The following is a 16514-nucleotide window of genomic DNA, read 5'->3' as shown; positions in this document are numbered from 1 at the left end:
GCAGCATACCGATTGATCGGGAGGAAACTTGAATCAATTCTATAAGAACCTGGCGCTCTGGCTTGTTATCAGCTTGATGATGATCCTGTTGTTCAACCTGTTCAACAAGCCCAAGCCGACCCAGGAAAAACTGGACTACAGCGACTTCATCGAGGCGGTGGAAACCGGCAAGGTGAAGAACGTGAACCGCCCGGTGGCCTCGGTGGTCATCCAGGGCGACGAGATCCTCGGCAAGTTCGCCGACGGCAAGGAGTTCAGGACCTTCAAGCCGGCCGACGCCAACCTGACCGACAAGCTGATCGAGAAGAAGATCGCCGTGTCGGCCCGCCCGGAGGAGGAGCACTTCTCCTGGTTCTCGCTGCTGGTCTCCTGGTTCCCGATCATCTTCCTGGTCGCCGTGTGGATCTTCTTCATGCGTCAGATGCAAGGCGGCGGCGGCAAGGCGATGGCCTTCGGCAAGAGCCGCGCGAAACTGCTCACCGAGGCGCAGGGGCGCATCACCTTCGAGGACGTGGCCGGCATCGAGGAGGCCAAGGACGAACTGGAGGAGATCATCTCCTTCCTGAAGGATCCCAAGAAGTTCACCAAGCTGGGCGGCCGTATCCCGAAAGGGGTCCTGCTCATGGGCCCTCCGGGCACAGGTAAGACTCTCTTGGCCCGCGCCATAGCAGGCGAGGCCGGGGTTCCCTTCTTCTCCATCTCCGGTTCCGACTTCGTCGAGATGTTCGTCGGCGTGGGCGCCTCCCGCGTCCGCGACCTGTTCGTGCAGGGCAAGAAGAGTGCGCCGTGCATCATCTTCATCGACGAGATCGACGCCGTCGGTCGCCACCGCGGCGCAGGCCTTGGCGGCGGTCACGACGAGCGCGAGCAGACCCTGAACCAGCTCCTGGTCGAGATGGACGGCTTCGAATCCAACGAGGGGGTCATCCTCATCGCTGCGACCAACCGCCCCGACGTACTCGACCCGGCGCTGCTCCGCCCGGGCCGCTTCGACCGCCAGGTCGTGGTGCCGCGCCCGGACGTGAAGGGCCGCGAGATGATCCTCAAGGTGCACACCAAGAAGACCCCGCTCGCCCCGGACGTCGATCTCGGCGTGGTGGCCCGCGGCACACCGGGCTTCTCCGGCGCCGACCTCTCCAACGTGGTCAACGAGGCAGCGCTGCTCGCCGCCCGCAAGGAAAAGAGCATGGTCGAGATGATCGACTTCGACGACGCCAAGGACAAGGTCCTCATGGGTGTCGAGCGCCGCTCCATGGTCATCTCGGACGAGGAGAAGAAGAACACCGCGTACCACGAGGCGGGGCACACCCTGATCGCGAAACTGATCCCGGGCGCCGACCCGGTGCACAAGGTCTCCATCATCCCGCGCGGTCGCGCTCTCGGCGTCACCATGCAGCTCCCCATCGAGGACAAGCACAGCTACTCCCGCGAGTCCCTGCTGGACCGCATCGCCGTGCTGCTGGGCGGCCGCGTGGCCGAGGAGATCATCTTCAACTCGATGACCACCGGCGCCGGCAACGACATCGAGCGCGCCACCGACATCGCTCGCAAAATGGTCTGCGAGTGGGGCATGAGCGAGAAGCTGGGGCCGGTTTCCTTCGGCAAGAAGGACGAGCAGATCTTCCTCGGGCGTGACATGGCGCACCAGAAGAACTACTCCGAGGCGACCGCCATCGAGATCGATCACGAGATCAGGCTCATCGTCGAGCAGAACTACGCCCGCGTGCAGGACCTCCTGAAGGCGAACCTCGACTCCCTGCACCGCATTTCCCTGGCGCTCATCGAGAAGGAAAACCTGACCGGCGAGGAGGTCGATCGCATCATCGAAGGCAAAGAGGTCTCTGCCGAACCCGTCGCCGCCGAGTGATGATGAAGGCGAAGACTTGGGAACTTTCCCGACGCACCCTGTCCCTGGAGCGTCCGCAGATCATGGGCATCCTGAACGTGACTCCGGACTCCTTCTCGGACGGGGGGCGCTTCTTCTCCCTGGAAGCCGCCGTGGAGCGGGCCCGTGAGCTGGAGCGGGAAGGTGCCGACATAATAGATATCGGGGGTGAAAGCACCCGGCCCAATGCTCCCGCGGTCAGCCTGCAGGAGGAACTGGACCGGGTGCTTCCCGTTATAGAGGCCCTCAAGGGGCGCATCACCGTTCCCATCTCCATCGATACCTACAAGGCCGGGGCGGCGCGCGCCGCATGTGCCGCCGGTGCCGAGATCGTCAACGACGTCACCGGCCTGATGTTCGACCCGGAGATGGCGGCGGTGGTGGCCGAGGCCGATGCCGGCGTGGTGGTGATGCACACCCGCGGCATGCCCGACACCATGCAGAAGGACACCGGCTACGACGACCTGATCGCGGACGTGAAAGAGTACCTGGCCGGTTCCATTGCGCTGGCCCGGAAAGCGGGGCTCCCCGAAGAGCGCATAGCGATCGACCCGGGGCTTGGCTTCGGCAAGAGCGTCCAGGGCAACCTGGAACTGATCAAGCGGCTGGAGGAATTTCTGCCGCTGGGACGGCCCATCCTGGTGGGACCTTCCCGCAAATCCTTCGTCGGCGCCATCACTGGCCGCGACGGGGGAGAACGGGTATTCGGCACCGCTGCCGCGGTCGCAATGTCGATCGTGCACGGGGCCACCATAATTCGGGTGCATGACGTGGCAGCCATGAGGGACGTCGCCTTGATGACGCGGGCGCTCATGTAGGCCGCGGGACCAAAACCGGAAGCTTTGGCTTCCCGACCGGTGCGGATGAACTCTTTCCTGCAAAACATAGGCATACTGCGGGACCTCCTGGACCTGTCGCTCGCGATACTGATCGTCTCCAGGCTGGCGCGACTGTTGAAGGGTGTGCTCGCGCTACGCATCCTCGCCATCCTCTCGGGCCTGGTGGCCCTGCACCTCCTGGCGCGCTTCTTCTCCCTGCAGACCGTCCGGATCATCGTCGACCTCATCCTTGGGTCGTCCGTGGTGGGACTTGCGGTCATCTTCCAGACCGACATCCGCAGGGCGTTTGCGACGCTGGCCAGAAGCCGCACCGAGAAGGACGTCGAGATGTCCGACGTGATCGACGAACTGGTGTTCGCGGTGGCGGGGCTGGCACAGAAGAAGATCGGCGCCCTGATCGTCATCGAGCGTGCCATTTCGGTGGACAGCTATCTCGCGGTCGGGACCGACATCGATGCCAAGGTGACCAGCGAACTGATCTCGTCCATCTTCCTGCCGTACTCGCCCATCCACGACGGCGCCGTGATCATCCAGCACGGCAAGCTGACCAAGGCGGGCTGCTTCCTCCCGCTCACCCAGAACCTGGAGGTGAGCAAGAGCCTGGGGACCCGGCACCGCGCGGCGATCGGGCTCACCGAACTGGTCGATGCCGTGGTCGTGGTCGTTTCCGAGGAGACCGGCACCGCCTCGGTCATCGTGGGGGGCAAGAAGACCGACGTGGTCGACATGCCCTCGCTGGGCAAGACGCTGAGAAGGCTGGTGGAGCCGAGGTGGCTTAAATGACCGTGCACGTCAAGGGACACGAATGGCTGAAGGGGGTGAAGCTCCTCTCGGTGCTCCTGGCGGTGCTGATCTGGCTCAGCGTGATCCTGGAGCGTCCCGGGGAGATGCTGCTCACGGTCCCGGTGGAGCTGGAGCGGATGCCGCCGGGGTTGCAACTGGACGGCACGGCTCCTGCCGAGGCCGAGGTGGTCGTCTCGGGACCGCGCATCCTGCTCTTTCTGCTCCCCTTTCACCAGACCAGGTGCGGCATCGACCTGGCCGGCGCGCAGGCCGGGCAGCAGTTGGTCTCGCTGAAGGAGGCAGAATTCAACCTTGATGCGGAGATCAAGGTGATGCACGTGGCGCCGGCTACGGCGAGCATCGTGCTGGCGCCCAAGGGAAAATAACTACCAGTTTCCTGCCCACTCTCCCGCGCCCTTCGGGAGAGGGCCGGGGTGAGGGCTTGTGTTCAGGATGACGTGGCGGATAACACCCCCTCACCCGGCCTTCGGCCACCCTCTCCCAGGGGGAGAGGGTATGTGGTGAATCAGCAAATAAATCAATCAGAGGTGAAGTGATGAAGAAACTGTTCGGTACCGACGGGGTCCGCGGAGTGGCCAACGTCTACCCGATGACGGCGGAGATGGCCATGCAGATCGGCCGCGCCGCCGCCTACATATTCAAAAACGGCAAGAAACGGCACCGCATCGTGATCGGCAAGGACACCCGCCTTTCCGGCTACATGCTGGAGAGCGCCCTCATGGCCGGCATCTGCTCCATGGGCGTGGACGTGCTCCTGGTCGGCCCGCTGCCGACCCCGGGCATCGCCAACATCACCTCCTCGATGCGCGCCGACGCAGGCGTGGTCATCTCCGCCTCCCACAACGCCTTCGAGGACAACGGCATCAAGTTCTTCTCGCGCGATGGCTTCAAGCTGCCGGACGAGACCGAACTGATGATCGAGGAGCTGATCTTCTCCAAACGCATCGACTCGCTGCGCCCGACCGCGAAAGAAGTGGGCAAGGCGTACCGCATCGATGACGCCCAGGGGCGTTTCGTGGTCTTTCTGAAGAGCACCTTCCCCAAGGATCTCGACCTCTCCGGGTTGAAGATCGTGCTCGACTGCGCCAACGGCGCCGCCTACAAGGTGGCCCCGGCCGTCTTCGAAGAGTTGGGGGCCGAGGTGATCACCATCGGCGTGAAGCCTAACGGCACCAACATCAACGCGGATTGCGGCTCGCTGCATCCCGAGGTGATGAGCGAGGCGGTGAAGCAGCACGGCGCCGACCTGGGCATCGCCCTCGACGGTGATGCCGACCGCGTCATCTTCGTGGACGAGTACGGCAACGTGGTGGACGGCGACAAGATCATGGCCATCTGCGCCACCGACATGCTGAAACTGGGGACGCTGAAGCAGAACACCCTGGTCGCCACGGTGATGAGCAACATGGGCCTGGACATCGCCATGAAGCGCGCCGGCGGCGAGGTGATCAAGACCGCCGTGGGCGACCGCTACGTGGTCGAGGAGATGCTGAAGGGAGGCTACAACCTGGGCGGCGAGCAGTCCGGTCACATGATCTTCCTGGATCACAACACCACCGGCGACGGTATCCTCTCCGCGCTGCAGGTGCTCGCCATCATGCAGCGGCGCCAGAAGCGCCTCTCCGAACTTGCCCTGGTCATGCACTCCCTGCCCCAGGTGCTGGTCAACGTGCGCCTGCCGCAGAAGACCGACGTGATGCAGGTCCCCGAGATCGCCAAGGTTATCAACGACGTCGAGGAGAAGCTGAAAGGGGAGGGGAGGGTGCTGATCCGCTGGTCCGGCACCGAGCCGCTGCTGCGCATCATGCTGGAAGGAAACGACGAAACGACCATCCGCAACTGGGCCGATGAGATCGCTCAGACCGCATCCGCCGCCCTGGGAGGTGAGAACCATGGCTAGACTGGGTGTCAACATCGACCACGTAGCAACCCTGCGCAACGCGCGCGGCGGGGCCGAGCCCGATCCGGTGGCCGCTGCCGCCATAGCCGAGCTGGCCGGAGCCGATCAGATCACCATCCACTTGCGGGAGGACAGAAGGCATATCAAGGACCGCGACCTGAAGATCCTGCGTGAGACCGTGAAGACCCGGCTCAACCTGGAAATGGCCGCCACCGACGAGATGGTGGCCATCGCGCTGAAGGTCAAGCCGGAATGCTGCACCCTGGTCCCCGAGAAGCGTGCGGAGCTTACCACCGAGGGTGGGCTCGACGTCAGGATCCACCAGGAAGCGCTGAAGGTCGCCATCGAGAAGCTGCAGGCGGGCGGCATCATCGTGAGCCTTTTCATCGATCCGGACCCGGACCAGATCAAGGTAGCCAACAAGATCGGCACCGATTACATCGAGATCCACACCGGTTCCTTTGCCGACGCCCCCACCTGGAAGGAAGAGAACCTGGAGCTGATCAAGATCGAGAACGCGGTGAAACTGGCGAGGAAGCTCGAGCTTGGCGTCAACGCCGGGCACGGCCTCAACTACACCAACGTGAAGAAGGTGGCGGCCATCGGCGGCATCGAGGAGTTCAACATCGGCCACTCCATCATGTCCCGCGCCATCCTGGTCGGCCTGGACCGCGCCGTGCGCGATATGTCCGAGCTGGTGCGCTACGCCTAAAGAAAAAGGGGACAGGCTACTTTTGTAAGTAACCTGAGAGTAAGGGGGACAGGCACCTGCGGAGCCAGTCCCTAGGCAGACGAAAAGCAAGGGGGACAGGCACCTGCGGAGCCAGTCCCCCCCAGACAAAGGAGATAGTAATGGCAAGAGCAACAGCAAGTCATATATTGGTGGCAACCGAGGCGGAATGCGTGGCACTCAAGAACCAGATCGAGGCAGGCGCCGACTTCAGCGAGGTGGCGCGCGCCCATTCCCAGTGCCCGTCCGGCAACCAGGGGGGGCGCCTGGGCGAGTTCGGCCCGGGGCAGATGGTCAGGGAGTTCGACGAGGTCGTCTTCAGCGGCGAAGTGGGCAAGGTGCTCGGCCCCGTCAAGACCCAGTTCGGCTACCACCTGATCCTGATCACCAGCCGCACGGCGTAGTGTTGTTTTCCCCCTCCCTGACCCTCCCCCTCCGGGGGAGGGGACGCGCACCGCGTCAGCGGCGCATTTTTCAGGGTTTGTAGGGGCGAATGATCATTCACCCAGCCACAGGTGCCTCACCTGTGCCCATGGCAAGTCAGGCGGAGACGCGGAACAGGGGGACGAATAATTATTCGCCCCTACAGGTGGACACCGGTTGTTAACACGGAGGAACTTGATGGCAGATAACAACGAGAAGCAATCCCTGGTCAGCCTTATCTTCAGCGCACCGGTTCTGCTCGGGCTGGTCGGCGTGGGGTGCATGATCTACGGCGTGGCCGAGGGCTTCAAGGTCATGCAGTTCTTCTTCGGAGTCTGCATCGTGCTGGGCAGCGTCGGTCTGCACTTCATCAGGAAGAAGGACTGGGACGCGCACTGGGCCGAGATGGATCAGGCCCGGCAGGCCCACGAGAAGCGGATGGCGGATGAGGCGGAAAAGAAGAAATAGCGGCCGGATGGCTGAATGGAAATAGTAAAGGCGGGGGAGTGATCCCCCGCCTTTTTTTATGGCTCAAAGACCTGACGCAAAGGCGCCAAGACGCTAAGACGCAAAGGGAATACCTGGTTGATCTCGTTCCCAAGGTCCTCCTTGGGAACGCAAAGCCTCGCCGAAGTTTCAACTTCCCTCGGATGCAAAGCTGGAGCTTTGCGCCATATGGGGTTCCCAAGCTGGAGCTTGGGAACCAGGAAATAGTCCCTCTCCCTGTGGGAGAGGGTGCCCAACGGGCGGGTGAGGGCTCTGCCGGCTCGGATAATCTGCTTTGAGCAACGCCCTCACCCTAGCCCTCTCCCGGAGGGAGAGGGGATGTAGAAGCATTCGGCGGAAGATCATGCTAATCGAAGTAAGCCAAAGGGGGGAGCGTAGGGGGCAAAGGCGGCCATTGATCTTGAGAGTTTGCTGGATTGGGTGGGTTTTCAGCCGCTAGTGCACCGCGCCGGGCGGCAAGTGTTTCTGCGGCTTTTTCAGCAACAAAAGGAGCGGGATGATGATCAGGAAGGCGATGCCGACAATGAAGAAGATCCGGTTGTAGGAGAGCATGTAGGCCTGCCTGACGACCTTGCCGTAGATGATGGCGAAGGCGCCCTGCTCGGCAGCGGCGGGACCCAATCCCCGGTTCAGCATGGCCCCCTTGAGCACGGCGACCTGGGACTGCGCCATCGGGTTGTACGGGTTCACGTGGGCGACCAGGGTGGTCTGGTAGAACTGGGAGTAGCGCGCCAGAAGGGTGGCGGAAATGGCGATGCCGACGCTGCCGCCGATGTTTCGCAACAGGCTGAAAATCCCGGTGGCGTTGCCCATCTCTTCCTTGGAGATGGTGGCCAGGGTGACCGTGGTGAGCGGCACGAAGATCATGGCGAGGCCGATGCCGAGAACTACTCGGGGCCAGACGAAATCGCGGTAGGCGGCCTCCAGGGTGAAGCCCTGCATGATGTGCATCGACCAGGCGGCGATGAGCAGGCCGACGAACACCACTTTCCTGCCGTCGTAGCGCTGGATGATGGCCCCGACGAAGGGCATGCATACCAGCGTGGCGACCCCGCCGGGGGCGAGCACCATGCCGGCCATGGTGGCGTTGTACCCCATGAGCGTCTGCAGGAAGAGGGGGATCAGCATGATGGAGCTGTACAGGCAGAAGCCGACGGCGAACATGACCAGGTTGCCCGCGGAGAAGGAGACGTTCTTGAACAGGCGCAGGTTCACGATCGGGTGCGGATGGGTGAGCTCGACGTAGACCAGCGCCGCCAGCGAAACGGCAGTGAGAATGGAACATGCGACGATGAAGCCGGAGTTGAACCAGTCATCCTGCTGCCCCTTGTCGAGCACGATCTGCAGCGCGCCGAGTCCCACGGTCAGAAGGGCCAGGCCCCAGTAGTCGATGCTCGCCTTGGCCCGTTTCAGGTAACTCGGGTCGTAGATGAAGAAGGTGGCCATGACCACGGCGATGATGCCGATGGGGATGTTGATGTAGAAGATCCAGCGCCAGCTCATGTTGTCGGTGATCCATCCGCCGAGCGCCGGGCCGATGATGGGGCCGAACATGGCGCCGACGCCGAAGATCGCCATCGCCATCCCCTGCTGATAGGGAGGGAAGGTCTCCATCATGATGGCCTGGCTCATCGGGATGAGTGCGCCGCCGGCTGCTCCCTGCAGCACCCGGAAGAAGATGAGCAGCCCCAGCGAGGGCGCGGCGCCGCACATGAGGGAGGCGAGGGTGAAGAGGGTGATGCAGGTGATGAGGAAGCGCTTGCGGCCGAACATGCGCGCCAGCCACCCGGTCATGGGGAGCACCACGGCGTTACTCACCAGGTAGGAGGTGAGCACCCAGGTGATCTCGTCGGTGCCGGCGTTGAGGCTCCCCTGCATGTGCGGGAGCGCCACGTTCGCGACGGAGGTGTCGACGATCTCCATGATAGCGGGCAGCATCACCGTGATGGTGATCAGCCACTTGTTGACGTTTTTTTCTTCAGCGCTCTTTTTCATCGAACCGCCAGTTGAGTTACGTTCGCCATCCATACCCTCTCCCTGCGGGCATTCGCCCACCGTAGGGCTTCGGCCCGCAGGTGGGAGAGGGTGGCCGCAGGCCGGGTGGGGGGGTGCTGTCGCCGGGGCAGCAACATCTTCAGAGGGGAGGGGCGCCCTCACCCCAACCCTCTCCCAGAGGGAGAGGGGGGCTGTAGGGGCGAATAATCATTCGCCCAGCCGCGTGTGCATGGCGGAAAAGGGTACGGCTAGCGTTAATGCCCGAACCCTAAAACCTGCCCGAAGGTCTGCCCGGTGAGGATGGTGGGAACCACGCTCATGCCGACGCGCAGCAGATGCTCGGGATCGCTCCTCTTGTCGATGGCGATGCGCACCGGGATCCTCTGGGTCACCTTGACGTAGTTGCCGGTGGCGTTCTCAGGGGGGAGCAGCGAGAAGGCGGCGCCCGTGCCGGCCATGATGCTCTCGACCTTGCCGGTGAAATGCCGGCCGGGATAGCCGTCCACGGTGAAATCAACCTCCTGCCCCGGGCGCACGTTGGTCAGCTGGCTTTCCTTGTAGTTGGCGGTGATCCAGGCGTCCTCGAGCGGGACGATGGCCATGAGCGCCTGTCCGGGCTGCACGTAGTTGCCGACCTCGACCCCTTTCCTGGTGACGAAACCGTCACTGGGGGCGACGATGCGGGTATAGGAGAGGTTCAGCTTGGCCGCCTCCAGGTCACCTTGCTTCTGGGCGACCCTGGCATCCTTGGAGCCGCTGCCGGACATGCCGATCATGGCCTTGGCGCGGTTTTCCGCTTCCTGCGCCTCTCTCACCTGGGCCTGGGCCACCTTGTGCGCCGTCCGGGCGCGGTCCAACTGCTCCCTCGGGATCACTTCCTTGGCGTAGAGCGCCTCGGCGCGTTTCAGGTCGAGGCTGGCCTGTTCCAGCCGGGCTAAGGCAAGGCCGACGTTGGCGCGGGCGCTCTCGACCTCGGCGTAGTCGCCGGAGGTTTCGTTCTTGGCCATTTCCAGGGAGGCGGCGGCGCTCTTCAGCCGCGCCTGGTAATCGGCCGGGTCCAGCTCGACCAGCAGGTCGCCCTTGTGCACGAACTGGTTGTCCGCCACGGCGACCCGCTGCACCAGCGCCGGTATCCGGCTCGCGACCGAATGGACATGGGCCTCGACGAAGGCATTGTCGGTCTCGATGTGGGTCTTGCTGCGCACCCACTGGCGCAGGCCGAACAGTGAGCCAACCAGGATGAGGATTATGAGGATGATGGCGCCGCGCTGTTTCTTGGTGAGTCCGCCTTTTGCGGGGGGCGTGGTCGGTTCAGTGGTTGTGGTTTCGTCTGCCATGTGTAGCTCCGGTATCGGGTGCGGCCGGGTGACCGGGCGCTGTCCCGTGGTTGGTGGTGTGAGTCGCTTACAGTTCGCCCGTTGCCCTCTTGACCCTCGCCGCGGCGACCTGCAGGTCGAACATGCTGCGATAGTAGTCGGTCCTGGTCTTGGTCAACAGTGTCTGGGCATCCACGACCTCGGTCGCGGTGCCGACGTGCTCCTGGTAGCGGTCCTTGGTGATGCGGAGGTTCTCAACCCCCTGGGTGATGGCCTTTTCTGCCACGCGGATGCGGGCGTCGGCGACCTTCAGGTCGTTCACGGCCATGCTGTATTCCAGCCGGGTCCGCTCCTCGAGATCCCTCAGCCTCTCCTCGTCCCGGGAACGGGCCTGGACCGCCTGCCTCACCCGGGCGGCGGAAGCGGGGCCGTCGAAAAGGTTCACCTTGAAGCCGACCGTCAGCGCGGTGATGGCCTGTTCACGCACCTTGCTGTTGGAGAGGTAATCCACGCCGAACTTGGCGAAGAACTCGGGGTAGTGGCTGGTCTTGGCCTCTTTGACTGCGTATTCGTCGGCGCCGACCAGTGCCTTGAGCGCGGAGAGTTCCCCGCGCCGGGAGAGGTCGGGAGCGCCGTTGTCCGCCGATAGCTGCGGGCGTTGCGACTCGTCCTTCAACTCGGCGCGGAAGTCCGGGGCCGCGCCGGTGAGGTAATTCAGGAGCAGCCAACCGTTGGCCACCTCGTTCTCGGCACTCAGGACGTTCTGCCGGCTGGAGGCGACCCGCACCTCCGCCTGCAGCAGATCGTTCCGGGTGACCACCCCCTCGTCGAACATGGCCTGGGCCGTCTTGCGGTGCGATTCCATCTGCACCACCTCGTCCGCTGCGGCCTGCACCAGTTTCTGGGCGGTCAGGATGCCGTAGTACGCCTGCACGACCTGCAGAAAGAGGTCCTGCTGATTGCCGGAGTAGGAGTACTGGGCGGCCTCGCCGCGCAGCCTCGCCATCCCCTCCTGGTCCCGGGTGCGGCCGAAGTCGTACAGGGTCTGGTAGACGCTGAAGTTGAAGAAGGGATAGCGCGGGTCCTGGGTCTCCTGCGACTGGTTGCCGAACTTGAAGGCCTGGGCCTTGGCCTGGGCGACGTAGCCCCCTTGCAGGTCGATGCGGGGGAGCCTGGTGGAGCGGGCCACGTTCACCTGCTCGCGGGCGATCTCCACCTCGCGCAAGGCCGATCTGAGGCCTTGGCTGGTGGCGGCGGCGCGCTCCAGGGCCTCCCTCAGGGTAAGGGGCTCGGCGCAAGCCGTGCCGGTGAGCGCACCCAAGAGCAGTGCGAGCAAAACTATAACTAAGTGCATGAAAGCTCCTGAATCAGGTGCGGATCTTCTCCAGCAGGGATTTCAACGTTTCCACTTCCTGCGGCTCGAGCTTGGCGATGAACATCTCCTGGGCTCGCTGCGCAATGGGAGTCAGGACCGGCTGCAGCGCCTTGCCCTTCTCGGTGAGGCAGATGCGGTAGGCGCGGCGATCGTCGGGGTCGGTCTTGCGCACCACGAGACCTTCTTTCTGCAGGCGGTCGATAAGCCCGCCCATGGTGGTGCGGTCTATCTGGCTCTTGGCTGAAAGCAGCGCCTGGCTGAGACCGTCCTCGCGCCAGAGAAACCCGAGCAGGCCGAACTGCTGCGGAGTTAGGTCGTGCTCTTCGAACTGTTCCTTGAAGATGAGGCAGGCGCGCTGGTAGGCCTTGGCCAGCAGGAACCCCACCGTCTTTTCGATGTCCATCGGTAGATTTTCTTTTGCCATGTCCCGTTCCTGTGTCCCGTGCAACCGTCCACATGCTTTCGTGGTGAACCAGTCATTATGCATATAATCAGTATGCTGTCAATTGCCCCCAAAAAGGGTGCCCCATCTTTTACGACGAGGGATCAAGTTGTCCCTTGTGGCTATTTTAATTTACAAAGGAAGGATATTGAGATAACAAGAGTCGATGCAGGTTCTATTTGTACTGCGACAGCGCCACGGTGTATAATTCCGGCGATTCCCTGAGCGAGGCAAAGGCTTGGATTTAAAGAAGGTTGTGTCAACGTTTCCACCACAGATCCTCACGGCAGCTTTTGCGGCCGTCTGCGGCTTCGTCACTTTCAAACTGCTTGCCTACCACCTCAACCTCGTTCTTTTCCCTTGGCCGATACAACTGAGAGAGACGGCAAACCTGCTTTCAACGTCTCTGCTGTTGAAGGGCGGCAACCCGTACGCCCTGGTCAATCAGCCCCTCTACACCAACGTTTACGGGCTCTTGTACAACCTGGTCACCTATCCTGTGGCGGCCCTGTTCGGACCTACTCTCGCCGTGCACAAATCAGTCGCCGGCGTCTTTACCCTTGGTTGTTGCCTGGTGACCTACTGGATGTTGAGAGGCGGGGGAGTTACCCGCACTCTTAGCTGGAGTGGATCCCTGGTGGTCTACATCGCGCTGCTGGTGGGAAAGACCTCGCTTGCCGAGCCTGACAGTCTCGGGCTTTTCTTCTATCTGCTGACCATTGCCATTGCGGTTCGTTGCAACTTTTCCAGGTGGGGCCTGGCAGCCAGTGGCCTGGCCGGCATAGCCGGCTTCTACACCAAGCCGTACTTCATCTTGGGCATCCCTCTTGTCGCGTTCTATCTGGTGCTCTTCGTGAACAGGAAGAAGGGGATCCTGTACACCATAGGTACCGCCTCGGCCTTTATCCTGAGCGCAGTGGCAGTGAGCGCCCTTTGCGAGACCTACTTCTACAACACATTCCTGATCCACCGCAACGTAGCGGGCAAGGATGTGAACCTCATGCTGATGCAGTGGGCGACCTTCGGCAGGCAGTTGACTGAGGTGTTGGCCGCTTTGTCGATAGCAGTTTGTGCCATGGCCCTCTCGGTCTTGGCTGCCAGAAGGGGGAGAGTTGGTGCCCCCGCGGCCGATGGGCAGGGCAAATCCCCCCTGTCCCCCCTTCGCAAAGGGGGGGACGTAAGGCCCTTGTCTCCTCACTGGATGGAGGAGACGCTGACTCCCCGTAATTCTCTGATGAACCTTGGCCATGGGGGGGACGTCCCCGGCACGGGCCAGTCCCCGGTCATCGTCTCCCTGCCGCTCTTCGCACTGGTACTGGTTGCCTGCGTGTTCACATTCAAACTGGGACTTCACGACGGTGCTTACATGACCTACCTGTACCAGTTGGTGGCACCGCTGTTCGTGCTGTCGGTATTCCCGCTACTGGACCGGGCGGGAGCGTGGAGCTACCTGATCCTGCCGCTGCTTGCGTTGAACCTTCTGCGTACCTCGGCAGCGTACAGTGACCTGGACAACGCCTTCGGCCCCAAAGACAGGGCCAACTGGGAAAAGGCCGCGACTTACGTCTCATCTCATCGCAACGTCCTCAATTCCGCAGCCGTAGCGCCACTGCTGTTTGCCCAGGGCAAGCCCCTCTACGACTCGGGCCAATCCCAGTATTTCAGCTGCGGACTGGAACAACCGCCGCCGTTTGGTTTTCTTTTCCCGCGCGTGGAGGAGGTCAGGGGGCAGAGTGCCAGGTACCGGGAGGACATCGTCGCGGCGATCAAGGCAAAGAAGTTCGACCTTCTCATGCTGGACCGCTCCTTCAGCAAGTGGATCGCCCCTGAGGAACTGTTTCCCCAATACTATACCCACCGTGATGTCGTCACTCTCTACATGCCGCACATGGGATATCACTGGCAGATCGACATATGGGAGCCCAAGCAATGAATCACGACGCCTCTCGCAGCACTACGTCTACCGTCGTCGGCATCATCGTGCCCTGCTACAACGAAGAGGCCGTTCTGGTGAAAACGGTTCCCTCGCTTCTTTCCCTGCTCCAGAGGCTGGAGCAGCAGGGAGACATCGGTGAGGGGAGCTTCATCGCCTTTGTCGATGACGGCAGTACCGACCGCACCTGGGGCCTGATCGAGGGCGCGGCGTCGGCAAAGGTGAAAGGGGTGAAACTGTCACGCAATTACGGCCACCAGAAAGCTGTCCTGGCCGGTATCGAGACCTTTTATACGCAAGCGGACTGTCTCGTTTCCATCGATGCCGACCTGCAGGACGATCTCTCTGTCATCGAGGAGATGTTGGCGCGTTTTCGGGAAGGGTTCCAGATAGTGTATGGCGTTCGCAAAGAAAGGAGCTCCGATTCCTTCTTCAAGCGCTTCACCGCCCTCGGCTTCTATCGCTTCATGGAGTTGCTCGGCGTTCACCTGGTTTATAACCACGCCGACTTTCGCCTGGCGAGCCGCCGGACCCTGAAAGAACTGGTCCGGTTCCGGGAGGTGAACCTTTTCCTGAGAGGGATGTTCCCGCTGCTTGGTTTCCGGACCACCTGCGTGGTTTATGACCGGCAGAAGCGCACCGAGGGGGAGTCGAAGTATCCATTGTCCAAAATGCTCTCTCTGGCTTGGGATGGTGTGACATCGTTCAGTATCAAGCCGCTTCGCCTGATCAGCGCCATGGGGTTCTCCCTGTTCCTGATATGCCTTCTGCTCTGCGGCTATGCTCTTTATTCGTACCTGGCACTGGGAGCGGTTCCTGGTTGGTCATCGATCGTACTCCCCATGTACTTCCTGGGCGGGATCCAGTTGCTCGGCATCGGCATCATCGGCGAGTACATCGGCAAGATCTATTCGGAAGTGAAACAGCGGCCGCGTTTCATCGTCGAGGAAGTCGTCGGGGGCGAGCGTGTTGACTGAGGAGGAGAAGAGGCTTGCCGCCGAGGAGCGGTTCCATGACGACTGGGCCTCCGGTATCGACGTCGCTGCCATCGACGTCATCGGCATGAACGAGGCGCTGACGGCGCCGGAAATGCGCTATATCGTCAGCTCGCTGGGTGACCTCAAGGGAAAGAGGGTGCTCGACGTGGGGTGCGGGCTGGGCGAAGCCGGCGTCTATTTCGCGCTCAAAGGCGCCGACGTTACCGTCACCGATCTGTCCGAAACGATGCTGGCCGTTGCACAAAGGCTGGCAAGGTTGCACGGCGTTGCCGTTACGACTCACAAGGCCGCGGCTGAGTCACTGTCTCTGCCGGACGACCAACAGTTCGACGTGATTTATGTCGGCAACCTGTTCCACCACGTGGACATCGCGTCGACCCTGGAGAGGTTGTGCGCCCTGCTCAAGCCCGAAGGCGTCCTCGTGAGTTGGGACCCGGTTGCCTACAACCCCTTGATCAACGTTTACCGTCGCATCGCAACCGATGTCCGTACCGCGGACGAGCATCCCATCACCGTCGCCGACCTGGACACCTTCAGAGAACACTTCCGCCATGTCGAGACCAGGTACTTCTGGTTCAGCACGCTCATCATCTTCATCATCATGGCGCTGGTCCAGTTGCGCAATCCCAACAAGGAAAGGTACTGGAAGAAGGTCGTTGAGGAAGCCGATCGCTGGGCGCCTCTGTATCGTCCTCTCGAGAAGCTTGATCGATTCCTGCTCGGGATATTCCCTTTCCTCGGGTTGCTCTGCTGGAACGTGGTGATCACAGCTACGGGCCCGGTCGCCCCGCATCAGGATTAGCCGACCCAGGCACAGGAAACGGCTGAAGTCGTCACCGATCCTGTCTGCAGCAGTACTTCCTTGTCATTGTCACAACATCGGCGATCTTTACTTTCTTGCCCCCGATGCTATCTTGTAACGGGCTGAGGGGGGAGTGTTCTCCCTGCTCGGGAGGCGCGATGCGGATACTGATAGCCGAAGATGACCCCACCATACGCCAGATGATGGTGACCCTCTTGAGGCGTTTGGACCACGACTGCCACGGCGTCGACAACGGGCGAAAGGCCGTGGAAATGTGGGAGCAGGGGGACTTCGATTTCATCTTCATGGATGTCCAGATGCCGATCATGGACGGCCTGAGCGCCACCAGGGCGATCAGGGAGCAGGAGGCGGCAAGGGGAGGGCACGTGCCGATCATTGCCCTTACCGCACATGCCATGGACGAAGACAAGCAGCAATGCCTCGTCGCCGGCATGGATGACTATCTCTCCAAGCCGATCGACCTCGATTTACTCCTTTCCCTGCTGCAGCGGAGCTACCCGTAACATTCACCGGCACCTCTCCCCGACTCGACCACCTGCATCCT

At 62.1% G+C, this 16514-nt stretch carries 16 protein-coding genes; 12 read left to right on the top strand and 4 right to left on the bottom strand.

The features are described from left to right. Window positions 1-28 precede the first annotated feature (28 nt). From ftsH to H7687_RS11550, 8 genes are all read left to right on the top strand, one after another. Window positions 29-1867 carry an ATP-dependent zinc metalloprotease FtsH gene (gene ftsH, locus H7687_RS11585; protein WP_183347439.1) on the top strand — a complete coding sequence of 613 codons (1839 nt, stop codon included), beginning with the start codon at window positions 29-31 and terminating at the stop codon, window positions 1865-1867. Next, the gene (gene folP, locus H7687_RS11580) at window positions 1867-2703 is read left to right on the top strand and encodes a dihydropteroate synthase (RefSeq protein WP_183347437.1); all 837 of its coding nucleotides are present in this window, start codon (window positions 1867-1869) and stop codon (window positions 2701-2703) included. The genes ftsH and folP overlap by 1 nt, the downstream gene beginning before the upstream one ends. A gap of 45 nt (window positions 2704-2748) precedes the next feature. Then, window positions 2749-3507, top strand: coding sequence for a diadenylate cyclase CdaA (gene cdaA, locus H7687_RS11575; protein ID WP_183347435.1), 759 nt, complete (start codon window positions 2749-2751; stop codon window positions 3505-3507). Continuing rightward, window positions 3504-3893, top strand: a complete 390-nt coding sequence (locus tag H7687_RS11570) for a YbbR-like domain-containing protein (RefSeq protein WP_183347434.1) — start codon at window positions 3504-3506, stop codon at window positions 3891-3893. Before cdaA ends, H7687_RS11570 begins: the two co-directional genes overlap by 4 nt. Before the next feature lie 170 nt (window positions 3894-4063). Next, entirely contained in the window at window positions 4064-5428 is a 1365-nt protein-coding gene (glmM, locus tag H7687_RS11565) for a phosphoglucosamine mutase (RefSeq protein ID WP_183347432.1), read from the top strand. Then, complete coding sequence (locus tag H7687_RS11560) at window positions 5421-6140, top strand: pyridoxine 5'-phosphate synthase (RefSeq protein ID WP_183347430.1); 720 nt, start codon at window positions 5421-5423, stop codon at window positions 6138-6140. The genes glmM and H7687_RS11560 overlap by 8 nt, the downstream gene beginning before the upstream one ends. Before the next feature lie 140 nt (window positions 6141-6280). Further along, on the top strand, window positions 6281-6562 hold the full coding sequence (locus tag H7687_RS11555; RefSeq protein WP_183347428.1) for a peptidylprolyl isomerase: 282 nt from the start codon (window positions 6281-6283) through the stop codon (window positions 6560-6562). 217 nt (window positions 6563-6779) lie between these two features. Beyond that, window positions 6780-7049 (top strand): hypothetical protein, encoded by a 270-nt coding sequence (locus tag H7687_RS11550; RefSeq protein ID WP_183347426.1) that lies wholly within the window; start codon window positions 6780-6782, stop codon window positions 7047-7049. A 474-nt stretch (window positions 7050-7523) separates the two neighbouring features. Here the strand turns inward: H7687_RS11550 and H7687_RS11545 are convergent, their stop codons facing one another. From H7687_RS11545 to H7687_RS11530, 4 genes are all read right to left on the bottom strand, one after another. Beyond that, window positions 7524-9083 (bottom strand): DHA2 family efflux MFS transporter permease subunit, encoded by a 1560-nt coding sequence (locus H7687_RS11545; RefSeq protein ID WP_183347424.1) that lies wholly within the window; start codon window positions 9081-9083, stop codon window positions 7524-7526. Between the two features lie 254 nt (window positions 9084-9337). Then, window positions 9338-10420: an HlyD family secretion protein gene (locus H7687_RS11540; protein ID WP_183347423.1), complete on the bottom strand. Its 1083-nt coding sequence runs from the start codon at window positions 10418-10420 to the stop codon at window positions 9338-9340. Window positions 10421-10487: 67 nt separating this feature from the next. Further along, window positions 10488-11753 carry a TolC family protein gene (locus H7687_RS11535; RefSeq protein WP_183347420.1) on the bottom strand — a complete coding sequence of 422 codons (1266 nt, stop codon included), beginning with the start codon at window positions 11751-11753 and terminating at the stop codon, window positions 10488-10490. 13 nt (window positions 11754-11766) lie between these two features. Beyond that, window positions 11767-12198 carry a MarR family winged helix-turn-helix transcriptional regulator gene (locus H7687_RS11530; protein WP_183347418.1) on the bottom strand — a complete coding sequence of 144 codons (432 nt, stop codon included), beginning with the start codon at window positions 12196-12198 and terminating at the stop codon, window positions 11767-11769. 256 nt (window positions 12199-12454) lie between these two features. On the opposite strand from H7687_RS11530, the gene H7687_RS11525 reads away from it, so the two are divergent. The 4 genes from H7687_RS11525 to H7687_RS11510 all read left to right on the top strand — a co-directional run bounded on the left by H7687_RS11525 (window position 12455) and on the right by H7687_RS11510 (window position 16473). Continuing rightward, complete coding sequence (locus tag H7687_RS11525) at window positions 12455-14149, top strand: glycosyltransferase family protein (RefSeq protein WP_183347416.1); 1695 nt, start codon at window positions 12455-12457, stop codon at window positions 14147-14149. Continuing rightward, the gene (locus tag H7687_RS11520; RefSeq protein WP_183347414.1) at window positions 14146-15126 is read left to right on the top strand and encodes a glycosyltransferase family 2 protein; all 981 of its coding nucleotides are present in this window, start codon (window positions 14146-14148) and stop codon (window positions 15124-15126) included. Before H7687_RS11525 ends, H7687_RS11520 begins: the two co-directional genes overlap by 4 nt. Beyond that, window positions 15116-15949, top strand: a complete 834-nt coding sequence (locus tag H7687_RS11515) for a class I SAM-dependent methyltransferase (protein ID WP_183347413.1) — start codon at window positions 15116-15118, stop codon at window positions 15947-15949. Before H7687_RS11520 ends, H7687_RS11515 begins: the two co-directional genes overlap by 11 nt. A 158-nt stretch (window positions 15950-16107) precedes the next feature. Further along, window positions 16108-16473: a response regulator gene (locus tag H7687_RS11510; RefSeq protein ID WP_183347411.1), complete on the top strand. Its 366-nt coding sequence runs from the start codon at window positions 16108-16110 to the stop codon at window positions 16471-16473. The last annotated feature ends 41 nt before the right edge of the window (window positions 16474-16514 follow it).

It is taken from the genome of Geomonas paludis, from assembly GCF_014193585.1.
In the GTDB taxonomy this organism is placed as follows: domain Bacteria; phylum Desulfobacterota; class Desulfuromonadia; order Geobacterales; family Geobacteraceae; genus Geomonas; species Geomonas paludis.
The sequence above is the reverse complement of the archived record's forward strand: the minus strand, read 5'-3'. Positions and strand labels throughout refer to the sequence as shown.